Consider the following 19,136-nt stretch of genomic DNA (forward strand, 5'->3'; position numbering starts at 1 on the left):
AATTCTACCACCGCCTCTTCGGAAATAATGGTCTTCATGGCAATCCCTCAAAAACGTTACGTCATTTGTAGCATGCAAGTACCCGATTCGCACCCTGTGCCACATTACCAAATAAGAGGCTGAAAGGACGTCGACAAATCAAAACCCAACGGCTGCCCCCTCGATCACTGCCTACAATTTCTGGAATAAGAGATTAAACGCTTCAGCAGAGCAACTCCATGTCCCACCCGTTTTAAGACCTCAAACAGGACTTTCTGCTACTGGCTCAATTTATCCTCGTCTTCTCCCGTCTCGACTTAATAGCTCCGCCGCAGGCATACCGAAGTATTCCCCCTGCGAGAAATCAATGCCCAGCTCCACCACGCGTTCCTGCACCGCTTCGCTGTGCACGAATTCTGCCACTGTTTTGATCCCCATGCTTCGAGCAAATTGCACAATCCCCTTGGTCACAAGAAACGCCGTGTGGTCTTGGGCCAGATAGCGAATCAGGCTACCGTCTATCTTGATAAAATCCACGTTCATCTTGAGCAAATGGGAAAAATTGGAATAGCCGGTGCCGAAGTCGTCAATGGCGATTCGGCACCCAAAGGACTTTACTTTCTCGATAAAGCTCAAGACGTCGCCGTAATTGCGGATGCCATCAGATTCGAGAATCTCAAAGATCACCCGCTCACCAATATTGCTCGCCCGCAGATGCTCCAGAATCAGAGCGAGGGTTTCCGGGTCAGTAATATCCACGTAGGACAGGTTGATGGAAAACTCCTGAGGCTGCGTGGCAAAAGCGGCGAACGCCTTTTCTACCATGATTCGGGTGATGTGCCGGTTAAGCCGGAGTTTATTGGCCACTTCGATGAACTGCCCGGCGGCGATCACACCATGCTCGGAATCTTCCATCCTCACCAGGCACTCATACTTGGTGACTGTGCCCTGCTGGTTGTCGTGAATCGGCTGAAAATACGGCCGCAATGCGTTGGTTTCGATCGCCGTCTTGAGGCGCCGTGCCCAGTAAATGTTTTTCTCGTAGCTTTTTTCAACTTCCTGGCTCTGATCATAAAACAGGTACTTACGCATCTGCTCCCGCGCCTGCAAAACAGCAATAGTTGCCTGGTTAAGCAAACGGTCCGGTGCTGCATCGGCATTACCCTCTTTGTGGAAGGCAATGCCCGCGCTGGTATTCAGACATAACGCCTGCTGCTGCCAGATAACCCTCTGCGCACACAGAAATTCGGTCAGCTCACCGGCGAAAGTGCGCACCCGGGACTCAGCAACATCAGGACCGAGGAGTGCAAACTCATCACTGGACAGGCGATAAAGTTCGGGTGAAAGCCCAAAAGGGTGCGAGTGGGTCTGAATAAACGAGCGCACCTGCTTGCGCATGGCCAACAGCACAGCATCGCCACATTCATTGCCAAACAGGCTGTTAATTTCCTTGAAACGATCCAGGTTCAGGAGGATGAGGCAGCCACCTTGCCGGTCTTGCAGATCTCGCAACAGGCGCACACGATTGGGAAGGCCGGTCAGAACGTCTGTGTAGGAGGCCTGCAATTCACGCATGAGCTGCATAATCCGATACAGCAGGTAAAAGCTCAGAATCAGCAAAACCGAGCCCGTGATCAACAGTATCCGGTAATTGGTGTCGCGCATGGGCGCAAGCACCCGGTCAATTTCATCGTTTGGCACGCCAGCCCCATAAACCATACCCGCCGGTGTTGTGGCGTAATACAGCTCATAGAGTCGCCCGCCTACGTCCAGCTTACGTGTGCGCAGACGTTTCTGAGGGGTCTGGACATCACTTGATGCGGGTAACGCATCCGGATTATTTCCCGAAAGATTCGCTGCCAGAACGGCATCTATAATTTCCTGCTCCTGAACCGGATCTTCGTTTTGACTGAGACTGGACAGGTTTCGGTTGTTGCGGTCATTAAGAAAAGAAAAGCTGTTTTGCGTGACCTCCATACGGCTGACCAGATCTACAACCTGACCTGAAGCCCAGTCAATGGTCGCGACACCAATCCACTCACCCGCAGCATTGACCACCGGCTGGGCAAGGGTGAGAACAGCCCGCTCAGTTGCCATGTCAAAGTACACCGGTGACCAGTAAACGGTCGAGCCCGACGCGGGACCGCGGGGGCTGTCCGCCCCGAGGGTCAGATCATACCAGCGGGTTTGCCTGAAATCGGTTGATTGTGACTGCACTCTGAGGCCGCCACTTCCGGCTTTTACCAGATAAGGCGCGTAGCGTTCATCGGCTGGCGCTACAATCCCCGGCTGATACCACAGACCCGCACCAGAGACATCGGCCTCGCTCTGAAGAAGGCTCTGCAGCGTTTTTTCAAGCTGAACCTGCAGTTGGCGCTGAGCGTTTGGCGAATCCGCCTGTTCCCGCGATAAGTTATAGAATGTCTCGCCGATGGTCGCCAGAGTGGCCACCTGCCGTTCCAGCGCAATCTGGTGGGCGTCAATGCGGACCAGTCCCGTAAAGAATACATCGCGGATCTGATCCCGGCGCAACTCATACATCGCCTGCTGGGAGTAACTCAGGTTCAGGTGAGATAACAGGAACATACCAACAGCGAAAAGCGCGATCAGCAGAAGTAGCAGCCCCATGATAGAGTGCATGGCGTAACTGCTTCTCCAGAAGCCCAGATGTGACCGTGTACATCTGAACAAAACTGGCCGTAGCAGCTGTTTAAATGGCATTGGCTGACATCAGATTGCCGAGAGCAATTTTAGCCCCCGCGTGGCCCAGCTCAACCGCAGTTCTGAACCACTTCTTGGCCGCGTTTTTGTCCTGAGCAACGCCGAGCCCCTGAACGTAAATCTCGCCCAGCAGGTTAGCGGCCTGACCGGATTCAGGCGCGGCCTTCAGTGCCCAGCTAAAAGCTGACTCGTGATTACCCAGCGCGCTCTCAATCTGCGCCATGCTCGCCTGCGCACCCAAAACGCCATCGTCGGCCAGGCCGCGACAGGCTTTCAGGGCACTGCTGAAGTTACGAATTCGGGTGAGCAGGTAGCAATCGTTAAGCTGGGGGGAGACGGCAGCTTTGGGAGTTACCACAACTTTCCGAGCGTCGTCTGCGGCGTAGGTTCTCGTACTGTCGACATGCCGTTCCAGTTCAGCCCGTTCAGCATCGCGTACTTCCCGACCATCGTTCACGGGCTCACCAGCAGACTGCCGTGCAGGTTTTGGCGACTGCTGCATGGCTTCGAGCCGCGCTTCATAAGCCGCCACATCCTGCGAACAGGAAAAGTTATAACCACGACGATACAACGTCAGGCCGGTTTTGGTGATCTCATCCGAATTGTAACGCCGGGCGGTAACGGCACAGCGGAGTTCGCGCTCCTGTCTCACTTGCCCGAGCAGGGCCGTGCGGGCCGGATCATCCGCGTATTGCTGCAGATACTCCGTCAGCGGATCAATGTAGGGTTGATCAAAAAGCGGTTGGATTTCCTGGTCAAGACTGGCAGTGGAACTCCTTTGACCGATTTTGCTCAGCGCGTCACCGGTACGGCTCAGAAAGTCACTGTTCTTTAAACTGCTGCAACCTGCGGTTAGCACCGCACACATCATGATTAAAAAAAATCGATACATCGAGTTCACCAAAAAATCCAAAAAATTTCAGAAGACCAACCCACTCTCATTAACATTAATTCACCCGCTGCCCGATGTCCGCGATGAATTTGTAACGTAATGAAACCAGAACGCCAAACTAGCGAAAAATTCAAGCACCCGTCATCAACACGGCTGGAACCCTCCGGCGTAATGCAAAAAAACCCCTCAGCATCGTTCGATGCGGTGAACAATTCTGTCTGGTTGAATGAATTTCTCCTTTCAGATCCTGATACCGGGCACGCGTCTTGTGCCGTTTATTGTTTGGACATTACAACCGGGAAACTTGGACTTTAATTGTGCCCCCGACACCCTAATTTAAAATACTATGTCGATTATACATTCCCCAGGACACCCCAATGAACGCTATTCTCAAGAAGTTCCTATTCGTTTCAAGTATCTATCTGCTAGCACCGACCGCTGGCGCTTTCAGTCTGAATGACCCTTTGTCCAGCGGAGCACAAGCACTTTTCTCAGCAACGGAAGTCAGTGGTGAAGCCCAGCCATTGCTAGGGCAGCTCAAGGGTCAACTTGGCGTCACCGACGCTCAGGCAATGGGTGGTACCGGTGCATTGTTGCAGCTGGTGCAAAATCAGCTAGGCACCGGCGCTATGAGCTCTCTCAACAGCGAAGCTCCAGGCCTATCCAGCCTGTTGGGGGGAGGCAGCAGTCTGAGCAAAAGTCTGCTCTCCAATATTTCGTCCATGAGCGGAGTGCAGTCGACCTTCTCAGCGCTGGGCATGAACAGCGCCATGATCCAGCAATTTGTACCGATTGTGATGGGTTTCCTTGGCGAGCAGGGGGTTAGCTCATCATTGCTTGGCCAGTTACAAAACCTTTGGGCGCCTGCCGGCTGAGCAGACAGTATTAATTTCGATTTATTCGCGATTTTTTAAACAGCACAAAGCCATTTTAGTGACTAAACTACACTGGAATAAATGGTTATCAGGAGTTCCGTATGCAAGCACAGGGTTGCTATGCCTATCCGCACCGGCTACTCCACTGGTCAGTGGCTGGCGTGGTGTTGCTCTCTTTAGCCAGCGGCTTAACGATTGGCTTTCTGGATTTTGACGGCGCCGTCGATCTACTAGGCCAAACGCTAACCAATGTGCTCTACGGCGGCCATAAAACGCTGGGTGTGTTGATATTACTGCTGATGATACTGCGTGTTATTACCCGCCTGGCTTTTGCAGTGCCAGACCATGTACCGCCCTTGAATGCCTTAGATAGAGTCGTCAGTACAAGCGTCCAAAGCTTGCTCTATTTAGCACTGATTGCCATGCCGCTAATCGGCTGGGCAGGCACAGCCAGCGGCGATTTCCCGGTTGAATTTTTCCTCTGGCAGTTGCCCGGGTTTATTGGCAAGGACGAACAGCTCTCTGAACAGCTCTTTATGCTGCATGAATGGCTGAGCTGGATCATTTTAGCGTTGTTGGTGCTGCATGTATCTGGTGCGATGTTCCATTGGAAAATCAAACGCGATAACGTTATGAAGCGTATGAGTCTGTTTGATTAACGGACGGGTCTAGCGCAGCCACACATAAGGCGAGTGGTTTGGCCAGTTCCTGACGTGTTTGATGATGCGCTTTAAGCTTTTGCGCCCAGAGAATAAAGCTTTTACGCAGGTACTGGTTACGAAAATCACGGCTATTGGTGATAGCGGTGAAAGGTGTATAAGCCATTGTATTTCTCTTCGGAAAAATAGGTTAATTTGTGTCCGATATCTTAGATTTAGTTAGTTTACTCATCAATAAGTCACAGTACTTATCAGCGAGCTTTTCGGGACTATAATTATTAATTTTTGTAAATCATTCCGAGACAGAAAAGACGCACCCTCACGTATCCGAAGCCTCCCAGATCTCGTCGATGCGAATCATCACAGAAGCTCACGCTGAAGCGCTTGTTACTATGCCCATTGCCACATCGCCCGAGCACAACGTCTCCGAAGTTGAGATAGAGCAGGCAATCCGCTCAGGCATCGAGCGTTACTTTGACGACTGCCGGGCGCGGGTACCGGCGTTTATTGACCGGCATTTCCATTATCCCGGTGCCCTGGCAACCAACCGAATGGCGCTGGGATGGGACATGCTGCGGGCACCCATCAACCTACTCTGGGCGCCGGTGTACGCCTTGGTATGCCTAGTGAAGATTCTAGTTCCCAAACGAACAGGCCTGATGTGGCTGCACGGTTTGGCAAATCGTGTACCTGCCGGTTTTACCACCCGAGTACAACAGCACATCTCGCACCTTATTCTGGCGGACCTGTTGAACAATGGTCAGAAGGACTCACGTCTGGAGGGATATCTGATTGAGGCACTGGAGGCTGCCTATGAACGCCATAGCTGCAAGCCAATCGAGCACCAGCGATTTAGCACCCTGATTGAACCGCTGGTCGCGGACGCTCTCAGTCAGTACCGGATGACCCGGACGGCGTCTGCCGATATCACCAACAGTATTTCATGCACAGTGTTGGGCGCGTTCGCATTCCAGAAGTTTACCCCGGGCGGCATTGGGCTCGGAGTAGTGCTCGCATCCATGCTCGCAGAGACCCTGGCCGCCCAAGACTTTATCCTTGGTGGAACCCTCGGCAGTTGGTACTACAGCTGGTTTCCACCAGAGCCTTCGCTGGCGACGACGGCCAGCGTTATGATCGCTGTCATGGGCTCATTGGCGGCGTTTGCAGCTTTTTCCGGCGTTATATTCGACCCGGTTCAGGCGGCGGTCGGTTTGCATCGTCGGCGCTTGCACAAACTAATGGATCACCTGCAGCGGGACGTTACCATCAGCTCCCAAAGCAGCTTTCGCCCGAAAGACCAGTTTGTGGCGCGAATTCTGGACATGTTCGACATGATAAAATCTGGTTTACTTTAGTTAACGGAGTTTCTGCATCATGACCATGAAGGTGTGAACTGCAGAGGCATCTTTAAATTCTCGCGCTCCGCGCGCACAATTGAAAGGCAACTCACTTCCAGGCGAACACGCAAACGATGTCATTAAACGTAAAAACCCGGATTCTCTTCTACTCCAAGCGCCTGAGCGTTTACTTGGTGCGTTACCCAGAGGGCCACAAGGTGGTGCCCCACGTAGACATGCTATCCGAAGGCCAGCTGTACAAGCTCAATTGCGTACTGGTTAAGCCCAAAGCCGGCGGTGAGTTCATCTGCGAAAAAAACGTATTCAATCTGTTTGGGAGAGTCATACTCTTCCGGCCGGACCTTTACCAACACCGGGTTTCGAAGATTGAGCGCGGCAACCGCTGGCTACTCAGTTTTGCGTTGACCCAAAACTGAGCGAAAACGAGGAACGATGGAATTCACCTTCCTGGGCACGTCTGCCGGAACACCGACACGTTCACGAAACGTAACCGCCCTGGCCCTGTCGCATTCTGGCCACAAACCCTGGTACCTGGTGGACTGTGGCGAAGGCACTCAGCACCAACTGCTACGCGCTCACTACTCCGTGATGCAATTGCGGGCGATATTCATCACCCATATCCACGGTGACCACACCTTCGGCCTGCCGGGGCTGCTCACCAGTGCCTCCATGCCGGGCCGCACAGAACCTTTGGACATCGTCGCCCCCGTCCAAACTCAACGCTTCATCAACGCAACGCTCGAAAACAGCGACTCCAGTCTCGGCTATACCCTGAACTTCATCGATTCCGAAGCACCGGACTTCTGCTGGAAGGATCAAGACTTTGGGGTGACGAACGTGGCGTTGTCCCATCGAGTACCTTGCCGTGCCTACGTGTTCACTGAGCGAAACATTGAGCGACAACTGTTACAGGACAAGCTGAACGAGGACGGCATCGAATCCGGGCCCAGCTGGGGGGAGTTGCAGAAAGGCAATGACGTAACGCAGAAGGATGGCCGCCTGCTAAGGAGTGACGATTACACACAAGCTCCCCGCGTTGCCCGCCGCCTGATCGTCGCCGGCGACAATGACGACCCTAACCTGCTGACCGACGCCTGCAAGGGAACCCATGCGCTGATTCACGAAGCCACCTACACTCAGGACGTGGCCGACCGGGTTGGGCCCTGGCCACAGCACAGTTCCGCAGAACAGGTAGCCCGGTTTGCTCAACAGGCCCAGTTGCCCAGCCTGGTACTTACCCACTTCAGCTCACGCTACCAGTCCGCGCCGGGCGGCACGCCCAACATCAACCAATTGGCAGCCGAAGCCATGCAACACTACAAGGGCCAACTATTTCTGGCCCGGGATTTTGACACTTACCGGCTGGAGAAGGACTTGTCGCTGATGTGCCTGACCACATAAGGGCCTACTACTCTTCAATACGCCTTCCGATAGTTACCCTGATAATCAAAAATCCGTTCCTGCACCTGCCAGTAGTGCTTTTGTTTGCGGGCAATGACAAAATCCGGCGCAGGCAACAAGGCTTGCATCTCAAGCACCTGTTCAATCCTGCTGAACACTTGCGGGGCCTGGCTATTCGCGAAACGCCGTCCAAACAGTTTGTTAAACACGTTGCGCTGTGCCGATTTGCTGAAATCAAAAGACTCGCTGAGTTCTTCCCCTTCTTCACCGTGATAGGTGATTCTTAGTTTGCTCTCTTTTTTTCTGTCATTGACGCTTAATGTAATCCCAGCGCAACGAATCACCATGACATCTTTGAGTTTCAGGGCGTCTTTTAGCTGATCATCCGGGTCGATAATCGCTTTCTTACACTGCTGACAGTTGCGGGCCGCGATATCATTCTCGGCACCGCAGTGTGGGCACTCCTTGAAACGAAAACGGTAATCGCACTGTTCAGGGCGCCGGTTCCGCGCTGCAGGCTCATCCCCTTCAGCAAGCTCTAGCAGCCCCTGACAACGGCGACCGTAATGCTCGATAACATGGCCGTCACTATCTACTTTGCCCCAGAAAACATTGGCAAAACCACAGCCTGGGCAAAATACCTGCACCGGTTCACAATCGGGGTTCGGTTTCTTCTCCCCTACTTCCGGGTGGTACAGATTGACGCTGTTGCCCGCATAATCAATCACCAAGCAATCCTGTTTACCCTCGTCCAGACGAAGACCGCGACCCACGATTTGCTGATACAGGCTGACCGACTGGGTGGGGCGAAGAATGGCAATAAAGTCCACATGGGGCGCATCAAAGCCCGTGGTGAGTACGGATACATTCACCAGATACTTTAACTGCTGTTTTTTAAAGCGCTGAATCAGCGAATCCCGTTCGTTCAGATCGGTAGCGCCGGTAATCAAGGCGGTCTGGTGTTCCGGCAAATAGCCGGTGATCTCCCGCGCATGGTCCACGGTTGCCGCAAAAATCATCACCGCCTTGCGCTTAACGGCCAGTTCCATCACCTGTTCAATAATGGCACGGGTCACACGCTGATGTTTGCCCAGCAGCTGGTTAACGTCTTTTTCGGCGTATTCGCCAAAACGGTTCTGAGACAGCGTGGAGAAATCGTATTGCGCCACTGCCGCGTTAACCAACTCAGGCCTGGTGAGATACCCCCAACTAATCATATAGCTCAACGACAATTCATAAATACAATGCCCAAAGGGCTTAGTCTGTTCATCACTACCGCTACGGACGAAGCCCCGATAGTGATAGCGATAGATCCAACCCATGCCCAGGCGATAGGGTGTGGCGGTTAGCCCGAGTACTTTAAGGGAGTCATTCTGTTGCCGTAGCAACTCGATGATTGTTTGATACTGGCTGCTGTCATCTCCACTGACCCGATGGCACTCATCAATGATGATCAATGAGTATTCATCCTTGAACTGATCCAGATTTGCCGAAACAGACTGCACACTGGCGAAGGTTACCTGATGTCGGTTTTCCTTACGCTTTAACCCGGCGGAGAAGACCCCGCCCGTTAACCCATAGCTCTGGTATTTGGCGTGATTTTGCTCAACTAGCTCTTTTACGTGGGTCAGCACCAAAATTTTACGCCGGGCAAGACGGGCCAACTCGGCAATGACCAGACTTTTACCCGCACCGGTCGGCAGCACAATAACCGCAGAATCATCCGATTTGCGAAAGTGTTTCAACGTGGCATCAACGGCTTCCTGCTGGTAAGGCCTCAGTTTAAAAGGAGCATTCATTTCGCAGTGCTTAATCGTTATTAGGATGGGAAGGGGGTCATATTAACAAATACCGGTGCCGTTCGTTCGGGAAGCGAAGAAACTCTGACTGAAACATCGACAACGATGGAGATCAATATTCTCGCATTGTGAATAACAGCCACAAGACATGCAGCAAAAAAACATGAACATGAGCGGGGAAGAGTAACCTCAAAATGCTGAATTTCAACCCTCGAACCGGTTATCCGTCTTACCTGCCAACCCGCGCAGAAAGTGGTCCAGAGAGATGTTGCTGGGTTGTTCGCGAAGGGCTTTCAGCAGACGCTCCTGGTCACCAAATATAACCTGATCGTAACGAGGCTCCCGGTCAGAGCCTCGAATCACAGACTGGACGCCTGCCGGCCTCGAAGACTCGGGCGCGACCTGGCCTGCCAAATGTCGCAAATGAGTGGCGAAGTGGGTTCGTTGAGGAACGCTCAGAGCTGCCCAGTCAAGTGCTGCCAATCCGGTCTGGATAATCTCTACGGTGTCGTCGTCCATCGTGCGCCCAATCAGCGCAAAGCAGGCCGCCAATGCTTCATTACGAAGCATTGGCGGCAATGACGGATCAGAGACAAGATCATCGAATTCGACAACGGCCTGCCGAACCCGGGTCCCAAGGTCGGCTTTTGATGGCGTGGGTTCGTTAGCGGGCTTTGCTGTCGGTCTACCCTGCTCCGATCTACGAACGGCCTTGTACCAATAGGCTGCAATTCCGGATTTTCTGGGTGGCAGTTGTTCCAACCTTATCTTCACCCTGTCCGCCAGCGAGTGAAACTGCCGGCAGGACGGGTCTGACTGAGCCAGCAAAGCCACCGGGCGCTGGGTGATCACTGATTGGCGCAGTGTCTCGTCACGCCAGATGGCGCCCAGATAATGTGGCCGCACGCTCACGTGACGCTGCAATGCCGCTGCAAAGCGCTGGAATATCGATTGTGCCTGACTGGCACCGTGAGCCATGTTAACCAGCACACTCGGGGTACGCCGGTAGCCTTGCCGCTGCAACACCTTGATTAGCGAAAATGCATCGGTTAGAGAAGCAGGGTCGGGAGTTACCACGACACAGGCCATGGCAGCAGAGGCAATCATGTGAAGAACAACTGGCTGCAAGCCAGCGGCAGTATCAATGAGAACATAATCGTAACGGCGTTCCAGTGCAGCAAGGCTCTTAAGCAAATCAAGACTGCCCGCAACACCCATGTCCATGCAGCGCTGCACCCCCGATGCCCCTGGAATCACATGTAGCCCCAGAGGCGCCTCCATGATGATTTCATCAAGTGTGCATTCCCGGCGAAGTACGTGTTCCAGAGTGTGTTTCGGATACTGACCCAGCATGATGGCAACATTGGCAAGATCCAAGTCTCCGTCGAGCAGCAGCACTCTGTGGCCCTCGCGCGTAAGGGCCAGCGCAAGATTGATGGCAACAGAGGTTTTACCAACACCACCTTTACCGCCGGTGACGGCAATGACCCTGGGCTGGGCTGAAATACCCCTCGAATCCGTCATCGGCCTCTCTTTGATACTGACTTCAAAACCACGGTCATAGGAATAGAACAGACTAATCTACGAATTTAAGTCTACCGCGAACATGCAAGACAATATAGCCAGCGAGACGACACTTCGGGTACATTCGTTGTGTTTTTGACAATATTCTGCGTGGCAATATCAGGTAGATGACACGGAATAAGTCCTATTAACGGGTTTTCGTTTGCCACAATCTGAGACTCAAATCGGACTTTAATTCATTCAGAATTTAGTGAAATTTTCAACAGCCTGCATTTGTTTACTGGAATTGATTGTTAAAATCTTAACATTATGGTAATGATCGATGAATTGTAAGACATATATGACCGGTAATTCCATGCAGATATCGCCCAACACAGAGTTACCCAGCCTCCCCGAAGTCACACTCAGGGCGCTGGAAGCGTGTCGAAAGGAAGACAGCTACCGTCATATCAGCGATATCATCTCGGCCGACACGGCACTCACGGCGCAAGTACTGGCCATGGCTAATTCATCAGTCTACGGCCGGTCGGGAGAAATTCGCTCGGTTGAGCAAGCACTGCTCCGGCTTGGCACTGAACGTTTACGCACCCTGATTCTCACTGCATCACTCCGGCAGTTGATGTTCGATCTTGGTGCAGACCAGTGGCAGCAACTTCGTGATTTCTGGCGCCACTCTCTCACCACCGCACTGACCGCCAAAACCCTCGCCACGCTTACCCGCTACCCCTCGGCGGACGAAGCCTTTATGTTGGGAATGCTCCATAACATTGGCGAACTGATTGCTCTGAAAATGACTCCAGATGATATTCAACAGGAGTATCTCGCTCACCAGGCAGAGATCGCAGCGCAGCTTGCTCAGGCTTGGGGGTTGGGGCAGATGGCAGTAGATGCCATGCGTTATCAAAAGGCTCCGGCGTCGGAAATCCGTGACGCAGCCCATCTGGTCAAGCTGATCAATCTGTCAACACGGCTGGCTCAGTCCGATGCGGCCGGTATTGCTGCCGCAGGTACCATTTTCAGTTTTAGTGAAGATCTCACCCGGGAATTATCACTGCGCATCAATCATGAAGTGGCTGCCCTCGCGGAATCGTTGGGTGTTGTCCTTGAACATACCTATGACGGCCACAAGGCAAGCCAAACATTGCGCAATACCGTTATTCGCCAGACCATGACCGACCAGGCTCTCAGCCTGGCCAACGGTTCAAGCCCGGTACTCGTCAGCACAGTGATCAACCTCACTCTATTAACAGGTTGCCCCAGCCTGTTTTTCAGAGTCGACGATGACATTTTGATCCTGGCATCAGACAGTCAAGGTGAACCGCCCGACATGACGATTGTTGCCACTTCCACAGGCAGTGTGCTGACGCAAAGCTTCAGGGATCAAAAAGCTGTGCTGCTGGCTGACCGCTCGCCCAACGTGCTCGACAAACAATTAATGGCGCTACTCAATACATCCTCTCTGATGGCTGTTCCGGTGCTGTCCGAAGACGGCTGTCAGGGCGTTTTTGTGATTGGCACCGATGCCGTAAACATGGCGTCAACGCTGGAACTGGCTGAAATGTTCTGCGCGCGATTATCACATCTGCTTGCGAGCGGAGAGGCGAAAAATCAGGACGATGTGACAGGAGGGGATATTGACCAGGCCCTTGCCCGAGACAATATACGACGTCACATTCATGAGATCAGCAATCCCTTAACCATCATTCGGCAGTACATTTTTCAACTGCGAGGCCGGCTTGAAAATGAGCAGGTCCGGGAACAACTGGATATTATCCGGGAAGAGCTTGAGCGCGCTGGCAATCTGTTAGTGCAGATGGGTGAGAGCCAAGAGCCCAACCCGAACACCGACGAGCCGACAAACCTTAATCGCGAGTTGAGAGCCCTGCACAACCTGTTTCAGGATAGTCTGTTCGGGGACGGCGATATTGATTGCGATCTGATTTTGAGCGAAGAATCAACAGATCTGGCTGCTGGCCGGGCGCCGGTGCGCCAGGTGATTCTTAACCTGATCCGAAACGCGGTCGAGTGCATGCCGGATGGGGGGAAGCTCAGGCTTGAAAGCGCCTCGCCCGTCTGGCAACAAGGCCGGCAATGGATCGAAATGCTGATCGAAGACAACGGCCCGGGTTTACCGAAAGCCATTCAAAGTAGCCTGTTCAAGCCTGTACAATCCAGTAAGGGCGTGACCCACAGCGGACTCGGGCTGAGCATTGTCAAACAACTCATCGATGACATGGAGGGCATCATTGGGTATCGCACGGGGAGCTCTGGCACCAGTTTCAGGATTCTCCTGCCTGCGGCATCCGATTCCAGCAAAGGTCCGACATAAATCATGGGCAGCGCGCGATGACACGGCAATCGATCCACTCGCCAGTGACTGACACTACCGTGGCCAGGATACTCGTCGCCGATGACGACCCGAGGCTGCTGAGCAGTCTCTCCTCGCTGCTGGAACAACAGGGTTATCTTGTTACCTCGGCGCTGGGTGGAAGAGAAGCCTGCAGACAGCTGAACACGCGCACCTTTGATCTCGCCATGCTCGACCTGAGAATGCCTGAATTAGACGGCTTTGAGGTTATTGCCCATGCCGCAAAGGTTCAGCCCAAATGCGGCATTATCGTAGTGAGCGGAGAGAATTCATTCAGTTCTGTCAGTCGTGCGCTGCGCAGAGGAGCTCAAGGTTACATCAAGAAACCCTTTGACCCGGACGAAATGCTTACCACGCTGGAAGCTGCATTGGGCAAACAGTCGCTGGTCAGAGCTCATACCGATGTGCAACAGCGACTTGAAAAGTCCGAAGCATTGCACCGTTACATCGTCAACAACTCCCCAGACATTGTTTTCATGCTTGATGACAAGGGGCGCTTCTGTTTCATCAACAGCAAGATTAAATCGTTGTTGGGCTACAACAGTGAAGAGCTCAACGGAAAGCATTTCCGGCACCTACTTGACGAACAGGACATTGCTCGCGGCACCCATGCCTTTCGGGATCCAAGCATAACACCCGAAAACCCCCGCACCTTCGAAGTGAAACTCAAAACCCGGGGCAGCCAAAAGGCCAATCGGTATTTTGAAATCACTGCGTTTCCGATTGATCACGAAACCTTGCCTCTGGGGGCCAATTTCAATGCCAGCACCTCTGGTCCCAAGGCGCGGTTTTACGGCACCGCAAGAGACGTGACTGAACGCCAGGAAGCAGAAGCATTCATAAATTTCCAGGCCTACCATGATTTGCTCACCCGCTTGCCCAACCGGGCACTGTTTACCGACCGGCTGAGCCTTGCCATCACCCAGGCGAGTCGCAGCAAACAAAAACTCGCAGTCATGTTTCTGGACCTAGACCGGTTCAAGGTGATTAACGATACTTTGGGTCACGCCATGGGTGACGTTTTGTTGCAAATGGTCACCCAGCGTCTGGAGCATTGCCTCCGTAAAGGTGACACTCTCTCACGGTTTGGCGGTGACGAGTTCACACTGTTGCTGCCCGCCATTAACAACAGTAACGATGCCCGGCGTATTGCCAAGAAACTGATTGATGCGCTCAAAGCACCCTTCCAATTGGGCGAACACGAGGTATTTGTCGGAGTTAGTATCGGTATCTCCCTTTACCCGGAGGCCGGCACCTCGCTGGATCAGCTGATCCAGAACGCAGATATCGCCATGTATCACGTAAAGGCCAGGGGCAAGGATGGCTACCGTTTTTACAGCGAATCCATGAACATCGACACCGCCAACCGTCTTAGCCTGGAAAGGGATCTCAGACAGGCTCTCGAGAACAACGAACTGCGGGTTTACTACCAGCCGCAAGTTTGCGCCAAAAGCGGGCGCATTGTGGGACTGGAGGCGCTGGTTCGCTGGCAGCACCCGGATCGAGGATTGCTCTACCCCAAGGATTTTCTGCCATTAGCCGAAGAAACCAAACTGATTGTAGCGCTTAGCGAGCAGGTACTGGCCCAGGCCTGCCGGCAGGTCAAAGAGTGGATACTTGATGGCACCAGGGATCTGAGGTTGGCAGTAAACATGTCGCCGATTCAGGTAGAGCACCCGAAATTTGTCGAAAGCCTGATCAGGCAGCTCAAAAATGAAGAGTTTCCAGCCAACCATCTGGAAATCGAAATTACCGAAAATGTCATTATGAATGACCTTAAGCAGATCAGCCAGAAGCTCCGACAACTGGCCGATCATGGGGTCCGCATTGCGATCGATGATTTCGGTACCGGCTATTCTTCGCTGAACTACCTTCATCAGTTGCCTATCCACACGTTGAAAGTAGATCAGTCGTTTGTTCGCGGAATTGGAAATGGAGAAGACGACGCCTGCATCGTTAACGCTATCGTGGCCATGGCCCACGGCCTGAAGTTGGACATTATCGCGGAAGGCGTAGAAACAGATACGCAATTAGCTTACCTGAGAGGGCTTGGCTGCCAGCAGATACAGGGCTTCCTCTATGGTCCCGCTCAGCCCCCCGAAGCCATTTCAAGGATGTTGGATGATCAGCGAGTAAAAGCCGTCGTCTGACGAATGTCCCATGAACGTGGTAAAAAAAGCTGTCTCCTCCCCCGTCAGTGGCATCCACTCATCCGAGACCTTAGGCCACTTGAACCTCTCCTTCTTGCTATACAGATCCACGGAATTGAACTATAAATAATGATAGCTGCAGAAACTGTACATAAACTGCACAGCCCGTCAATGGGCTAAACCCATATTCGGTATGTCGCAGGGAGAACAACATGGCTCGGAAAATTTCACGAAGGGCATTGCTGCAGGGAACCGTGCTCGGTTCCGGTGCCATGGTGCTAGGCGCACCGGCTGCTTTTGCCCAAGCGGAGGAAAAAGTTATTCGTTGCGGTGTGGTGACTTCGCTTTCCGGGGACAACCGGTTTGGTGGCAATCTTACCCGCCGGGGATACGACTTGTGGGCGGAGGAAATCAACAAACTCGGTGGAATAGAGATAGCGGGTCAGCGCTATCCTATGAAACTGTTTTATGGTGATGCGCAATCACGTCCGGCCTCGGGTGCTGACGCTGCGGTGCGGTTGATTATTCAGGACAAGGTTGATGTGCTGTTTGGGCCCTACACGTCGGGCGTAACGCTGGCGGTTCAGCCAATCAGTGCGAAATACCAGGTGCCAATGATCTCAGGCTCGGCAGAGTCCCCCAATGTCTGGCTGTCGAAGCCGGCTTTCAACTTCGGCATGATACCGGCTGTGGACCTTACGTCTGGTGATTCGATCAAGGTACTTGCCGAGAGCCTGGGTTCACAGGCGAAATCAGCTGCAGTGATTGGTGTCGATGAGCCCTTTTCCAAAGAAACGGCCGAAGGCTTTCGCAACGGCGTGCAAGAAACGGGTCTGGAGCTGAAGCGTTTCGAGCTGTTCCCGGCCAATGCGGACCTTACGCCCGTTATCTCCAAGCTCAAGGCTGACAATCCTGACATTGTCGCCGTTGGCGGCCATGAAAGTGTCTTTATAAATTTCGTCAATGCGGCGGTGTCACTCGATTACAAGCCTAAAGCACTCATCATGCATTATGGCGTGACCTCAGCAGCCTTCATTAGTCAGTTGGGTGAAAAGGCCAACGGCGTGCTCGGAGTGTCCGTGTGGACGGCGGGGCTGCCTTACCGTGATGATTTGTTCGGCACCGCCAGCGACTATTCCGATCTTTCGTTTGCGCGGTGGGGTACCCGCCCTGACTATACCGAGGCAGGGTGCTCCGCCAGTGGTCTGGTGCTCCAGGACGCGGCCCGTCGGCTTGGCAAGGCACCGCCCTGGGATCAGAAAACCCGGGTGGAGTTGACGAAAGCCATTGAAGACACCGACATTGAAACCTTCTATGGCCCTGTCGCTTTTGCGAAAGAGGGGGACCACTTCCACAACAATATCAAGCCAGTACCCGTTGTCGTTCAGATCAAGGACGGCAAGGTTGTACCCGTTGCCCCAAGCGGTGCATCGGAGGGAGAGCTGCTATACCCCATGTCCGGTGCGACCTGACCGAACCGATATGTGGTAGTGCAAGACGGCACGCTCTCTGGATACGATAGGAGAGTGCCGTCTAAGGAAGCAGTAAACACCCTTCAGGAGCGGCGCCTTGGACCTATTTCTGCAAACCATCGTTAATGGGGTATTGATAGGCGGGATATTGATCTGCCTGACCATTGGCTTCCAGCTGACGTTCGGCGTGTTGCATGTCATCGACTTCGCGGTCGGTGGGTGGGTGATGTTGGGTGGCTATGCCGCGTACTGGTTAGTGGCGTTGGCCGGTATTGATCCGTTCATCAGCATTTTTTTTGTGTTCGTTTTGTTTGCCCTTATTGGCCGGGCTGTAGGGCCTTTAATTTATCACGTGCGAACCAGTCGTTACGCCCGCCCGGATCTGATGGCCCTCGCCTTTACCTTTGGCCTGTTCCTGTTGATGCGCGGTGGCGCGCTCTGGCTGTGGTCCTATAACAGCCGAAACGTCGAATCGATATTTTCCGGCGAATTTTTAACTCTCGGGCCTGTCACCATTCCCCTGTTGCGCCTGAGTGCCTTTTTAATGGCTATTGTCATCAGCCTCGGGGTTTTCCTGCTTCTCTACCGAACCCGTTTCGGCATGGCGGTCCGGGCGGTTGCTCAAAACCGGGACCATGCCGGGTTGATGGGTGTCAACGTAAAGCGGGTTTCGGCCTACGTTTATGGGCTCTATACCGGAATAACGGCCTCGGCGGGCGTACTGATCGCCACGATTTACTCTGTAAACCCCTCCGTCGGCGTGCGTTATACCTTGTTCGCCTTCTTTGTTGCGGTGCTGGCTGGGCTTGGGTCCGTGGGGGGCGTGCTGATTGCGGGGCTCGCCCTCGGGCTAATGGAATCTGTCGTGTCTACCTATATCGGCACCCGCTATTCATTGCTGGTTGTATTCGGAGTGCTGTTTCTGGTTCTACTGGTCGCGCCAAAGGGGGTTCTTGGACGTGGCATCTAATCCTGGCCAAGTTCGTGGTTATTTAATTCGATTTGCAGCCGTTGCGGTCGGTCTGCTGGCACTGGCGGTGGTTCCCGCCTTTATCGATCCATACAGCCTGCGCATTGTCACCGGGGCGTTGATGTGGGCCGGTTTGGCTTGCGCCTGGAATATTGTCGGCGGTTACGCCGGCTACATAAGCTTCGGCCATTCCGCCTTTTTTGGCATTGGTGCTTACACAACGGCAATACTCATGCAGCCTGGCATCGGGATGCCATTTCTGGCGACCCTACTGCCCAGCGTTGTTTTTGCAATGATTGTGGCCGCTATCATTGGTGGCCCCACGATGCGCTTGCGTGGTGCCTACTTTGCCATCGCGACCTGGGCCTTTGCGGAGATGTTGATTCAGCTGGCCACCGTACTGGATATAACCGGTGGTACTAGCGGCCTTTCGTTACCGGCCTATCTGAACGAATTTTTCTTTTACTACACGATGCTGGCGGCAGCTGCCGCCAGCTTTCTCGGTGTCTGGTATCTGATTGAGTACACCCGCTTCGGATTCCGTCTCAAGGCATTGCGTGACCATGAGCCTGCGGCTGAGGCTATGGGTATCCGTACCAACCTGGTGAAGGTGCAGGCGTTCGCCCTCTCGGCCGCGATCACCGCGCTGTTTGGCAGTGTGTTCGCCTATTGGACGACCTATATTGATCCACAGTCAGTGTTGGGGCCAGACATTACGGACCAAATGGTGGTCATGGTTTTGTTGGGTGGGCTGGGCACCATTTGGGGGCCTGCTTTGGGCGCGGTTGTGCTGTGGATGACCAACCGCTATATCTGGTCTACTTTCGGAGATACTGTGGTGTACCTTCCTATCCTCGGGTTGATCATTGCGATGGTGGTGCTCTTCCTGCCCAATGGATTGATTAGTCTCATTGTTGGGCGTCGGCGTGGGCGTGAACTGATTTCGCGTATTCTTCGCAAGTTCTAGG

The 19,136-nt window shown here is 53.4% G+C and carries 15 protein-coding genes; 10 read left to right on the plus strand and 5 right to left on the minus strand.

The genetic code is table 11. From position 1 onward, the window contains the following. Nucleotides 1-270: 270 nt before the first annotated feature. Together MIH19_RS16000 and MIH19_RS16005 are read right to left on the minus strand one after the other, a co-directional pair. Nucleotides 271-2,619, minus strand: a complete 2,349-nt coding sequence (locus MIH19_RS16000; RefSeq protein ID WP_249005813.1) for an EAL domain-containing protein — start codon at nt 2,617-2,619, stop codon at nt 271-273. A gap of 70 nt (nt 2,620-2,689) precedes the next feature. Then, complete coding sequence (locus MIH19_RS16005; protein ID WP_249005814.1) at nt 2,690-3,592, minus strand: hypothetical protein; 903 nt, start codon at nt 3,590-3,592, stop codon at nt 2,690-2,692. A 377-nt stretch (nt 3,593-3,969) separates the two neighbouring features. On the opposite strand from MIH19_RS16005, the gene MIH19_RS16010 reads away from it, so the two are divergent. Both MIH19_RS16010 and MIH19_RS16015 read left to right on the plus strand, forming a co-directional pair. Further along, nucleotides 3,970-4,467 (plus strand): DUF2780 domain-containing protein, encoded by a 498-nt coding sequence (locus MIH19_RS16010; RefSeq protein WP_249005815.1) that lies wholly within the window; start codon nt 3,970-3,972, stop codon nt 4,465-4,467. A 101-nt stretch (nt 4,468-4,568) separates the two neighbouring features. Next, on the plus strand, nt 4,569-5,126 hold the full coding sequence (locus tag MIH19_RS16015; protein WP_249005816.1) for a cytochrome b: 558 nt from the start codon (nt 4,569-4,571) through the stop codon (nt 5,124-5,126). Here the strand turns inward: MIH19_RS16015 and MIH19_RS16020 are convergent. Next, complete coding sequence (locus MIH19_RS16020; RefSeq protein WP_249005817.1) at nt 5,098-5,292, minus strand: hypothetical protein; 195 nt, start codon at nt 5,290-5,292, stop codon at nt 5,098-5,100. The two genes, MIH19_RS16015 and MIH19_RS16020, sit on opposite strands and share 29 nt — an antisense overlap. Before the next feature lie 184 nt (nt 5,293-5,476). Here MIH19_RS16020 and MIH19_RS16025 point away from each other — a divergent pair, with 184 nt between their 5' ends. The 3 genes from MIH19_RS16025 to MIH19_RS16035 all read left to right on the plus strand — a co-directional run bounded on the left by MIH19_RS16025 (nt 5,477) and on the right by MIH19_RS16035 (nt 7,885). Further along, nucleotides 5,477-6,481, plus strand: a complete 1,005-nt coding sequence (locus MIH19_RS16025) for a DUF6635 family protein (protein ID WP_249005818.1) — start codon at nt 5,477-5,479, stop codon at nt 6,479-6,481. Between the two features lie 116 nt (nt 6,482-6,597). Next, on the plus strand, nt 6,598-6,900 hold the full coding sequence (locus tag MIH19_RS16030) for a 2OG-Fe(II) oxygenase (RefSeq protein ID WP_249005819.1): 303 nt from the start codon (nt 6,598-6,600) through the stop codon (nt 6,898-6,900). A gap of 16 nt (nt 6,901-6,916) precedes the next feature. Further along, nucleotides 6,917-7,885 (plus strand): ribonuclease Z, encoded by a 969-nt coding sequence (locus tag MIH19_RS16035; protein WP_249005820.1) that lies wholly within the window; start codon nt 6,917-6,919, stop codon nt 7,883-7,885. 14 nt (nt 7,886-7,899) lie between these two features. On the opposite strand, the gene MIH19_RS16040 is transcribed toward MIH19_RS16035, so the two are convergent. Next, nucleotides 7,900-9,684 (minus strand): DEAD/DEAH box helicase, encoded by a 1,785-nt coding sequence (locus tag MIH19_RS16040; RefSeq protein ID WP_249005821.1) that lies wholly within the window; start codon nt 9,682-9,684, stop codon nt 7,900-7,902. Between the two features lie 204 nt (nt 9,685-9,888). Then, complete coding sequence (locus tag MIH19_RS16045; RefSeq protein ID WP_249005822.1) at nt 9,889-11,208, minus strand: AAA family ATPase; 1,320 nt, start codon at nt 11,206-11,208, stop codon at nt 9,889-9,891. A 322-nt stretch (nt 11,209-11,530) separates the two neighbouring features. Here MIH19_RS16045 and MIH19_RS16050 point away from each other — a divergent pair, with 322 nt between their 5' ends. From MIH19_RS16050 to MIH19_RS16070, 5 genes are all read left to right on the plus strand, one after another. Continuing rightward, a complete protein-coding gene (locus MIH19_RS16050; protein ID WP_249005823.1) occupies nt 11,531-13,537 on the plus strand; it encodes an HDOD domain-containing protein in 2,007 nt (668 codons plus the stop codon). A gap of 17 nt (nt 13,538-13,554) precedes the next feature. Continuing rightward, a complete protein-coding gene (locus MIH19_RS16055; protein WP_249005824.1) occupies nt 13,555-15,726 on the plus strand; it encodes an EAL domain-containing protein in 2,172 nt (723 codons plus the stop codon). Nucleotides 15,727-15,938: 212 nt separating this feature from the next. Next, complete coding sequence (locus MIH19_RS16060) at nt 15,939-17,198, plus strand: amino acid ABC transporter substrate-binding protein (RefSeq protein WP_249005825.1); 1,260 nt, start codon at nt 15,939-15,941, stop codon at nt 17,196-17,198. A 97-nt stretch (nt 17,199-17,295) separates the two neighbouring features. Then, a complete protein-coding gene (locus MIH19_RS16065) occupies nt 17,296-18,168 on the plus strand; it encodes a branched-chain amino acid ABC transporter permease (protein WP_249005826.1) in 873 nt (290 codons plus the stop codon). After that, on the plus strand, nt 18,158-19,135 hold the full coding sequence (locus tag MIH19_RS16070) for a branched-chain amino acid ABC transporter permease (protein WP_249005827.1): 978 nt from the start codon (nt 18,158-18,160) through the stop codon (nt 19,133-19,135). The genes MIH19_RS16065 and MIH19_RS16070 overlap by 11 nt, the downstream gene beginning before the upstream one ends. The last annotated feature ends 1 nt before the right edge of the window (nt 19,136 follow it).

The sequence above is a fragment of the Marinobacter sp. M1C genome (genome assembly GCF_023314135.1).
GTDB lineage: Bacteria > Pseudomonadota > Gammaproteobacteria > Pseudomonadales > Oleiphilaceae > Marinobacter.

Excerpts from the sequence above, each read along its gene's own strand:
- MIH19_RS16000 (WP_249005813.1), bottom strand. The coding sequence starts at position 2,619 with ATGCACTCTATCATGGGGCTGCTACTTCTGCTGATCGCGCTTTTCGCT.
- MIH19_RS16005 (WP_249005814.1), bottom strand. The coding sequence starts at position 3,592 with ATGTATCGATTTTTTTTAATCATGATGTGTGCGGTGCTAACCGCAGGT.
- MIH19_RS16010 (WP_249005815.1), top strand. The coding sequence starts at position 3,970 with ATGAACGCTATTCTCAAGAAGTTCCTATTCGTTTCAAGTATCTATCTG.
- MIH19_RS16015 (WP_249005816.1), top strand. The coding sequence starts at position 4,569 with ATGCAAGCACAGGGTTGCTATGCCTATCCGCACCGGCTACTCCACTGG.
- MIH19_RS16020 (WP_249005817.1), bottom strand. The coding sequence starts at position 5,292 with ATGGCTTATACACCTTTCACCGCTATCACCAATAGCCGTGATTTTCGT.
- MIH19_RS16025 (WP_249005818.1), top strand. The coding sequence starts at position 5,477 with ATGCGAATCATCACAGAAGCTCACGCTGAAGCGCTTGTTACTATGCCC.
- MIH19_RS16030 (WP_249005819.1), top strand. The coding sequence starts at position 6,598 with ATGTCATTAAACGTAAAAACCCGGATTCTCTTCTACTCCAAGCGCCTG.
- MIH19_RS16035 (WP_249005820.1), top strand. The coding sequence starts at position 6,917 with ATGGAATTCACCTTCCTGGGCACGTCTGCCGGAACACCGACACGTTCA.
- MIH19_RS16040 (WP_249005821.1), bottom strand. The coding sequence starts at position 9,684 with ATGAATGCTCCTTTTAAACTGAGGCCTTACCAGCAGGAAGCCGTTGAT.
- MIH19_RS16045 (WP_249005822.1), bottom strand. The coding sequence starts at position 11,208 with ATGACGGATTCGAGGGGTATTTCAGCCCAGCCCAGGGTCATTGCCGTC.
- MIH19_RS16050 (WP_249005823.1), top strand. The coding sequence starts at position 11,531 with ATGAATTGTAAGACATATATGACCGGTAATTCCATGCAGATATCGCCC.
- MIH19_RS16055 (WP_249005824.1), top strand. The coding sequence starts at position 13,555 with ATGACACGGCAATCGATCCACTCGCCAGTGACTGACACTACCGTGGCC.
- MIH19_RS16060 (WP_249005825.1), top strand. The coding sequence starts at position 15,939 with ATGGCTCGGAAAATTTCACGAAGGGCATTGCTGCAGGGAACCGTGCTC.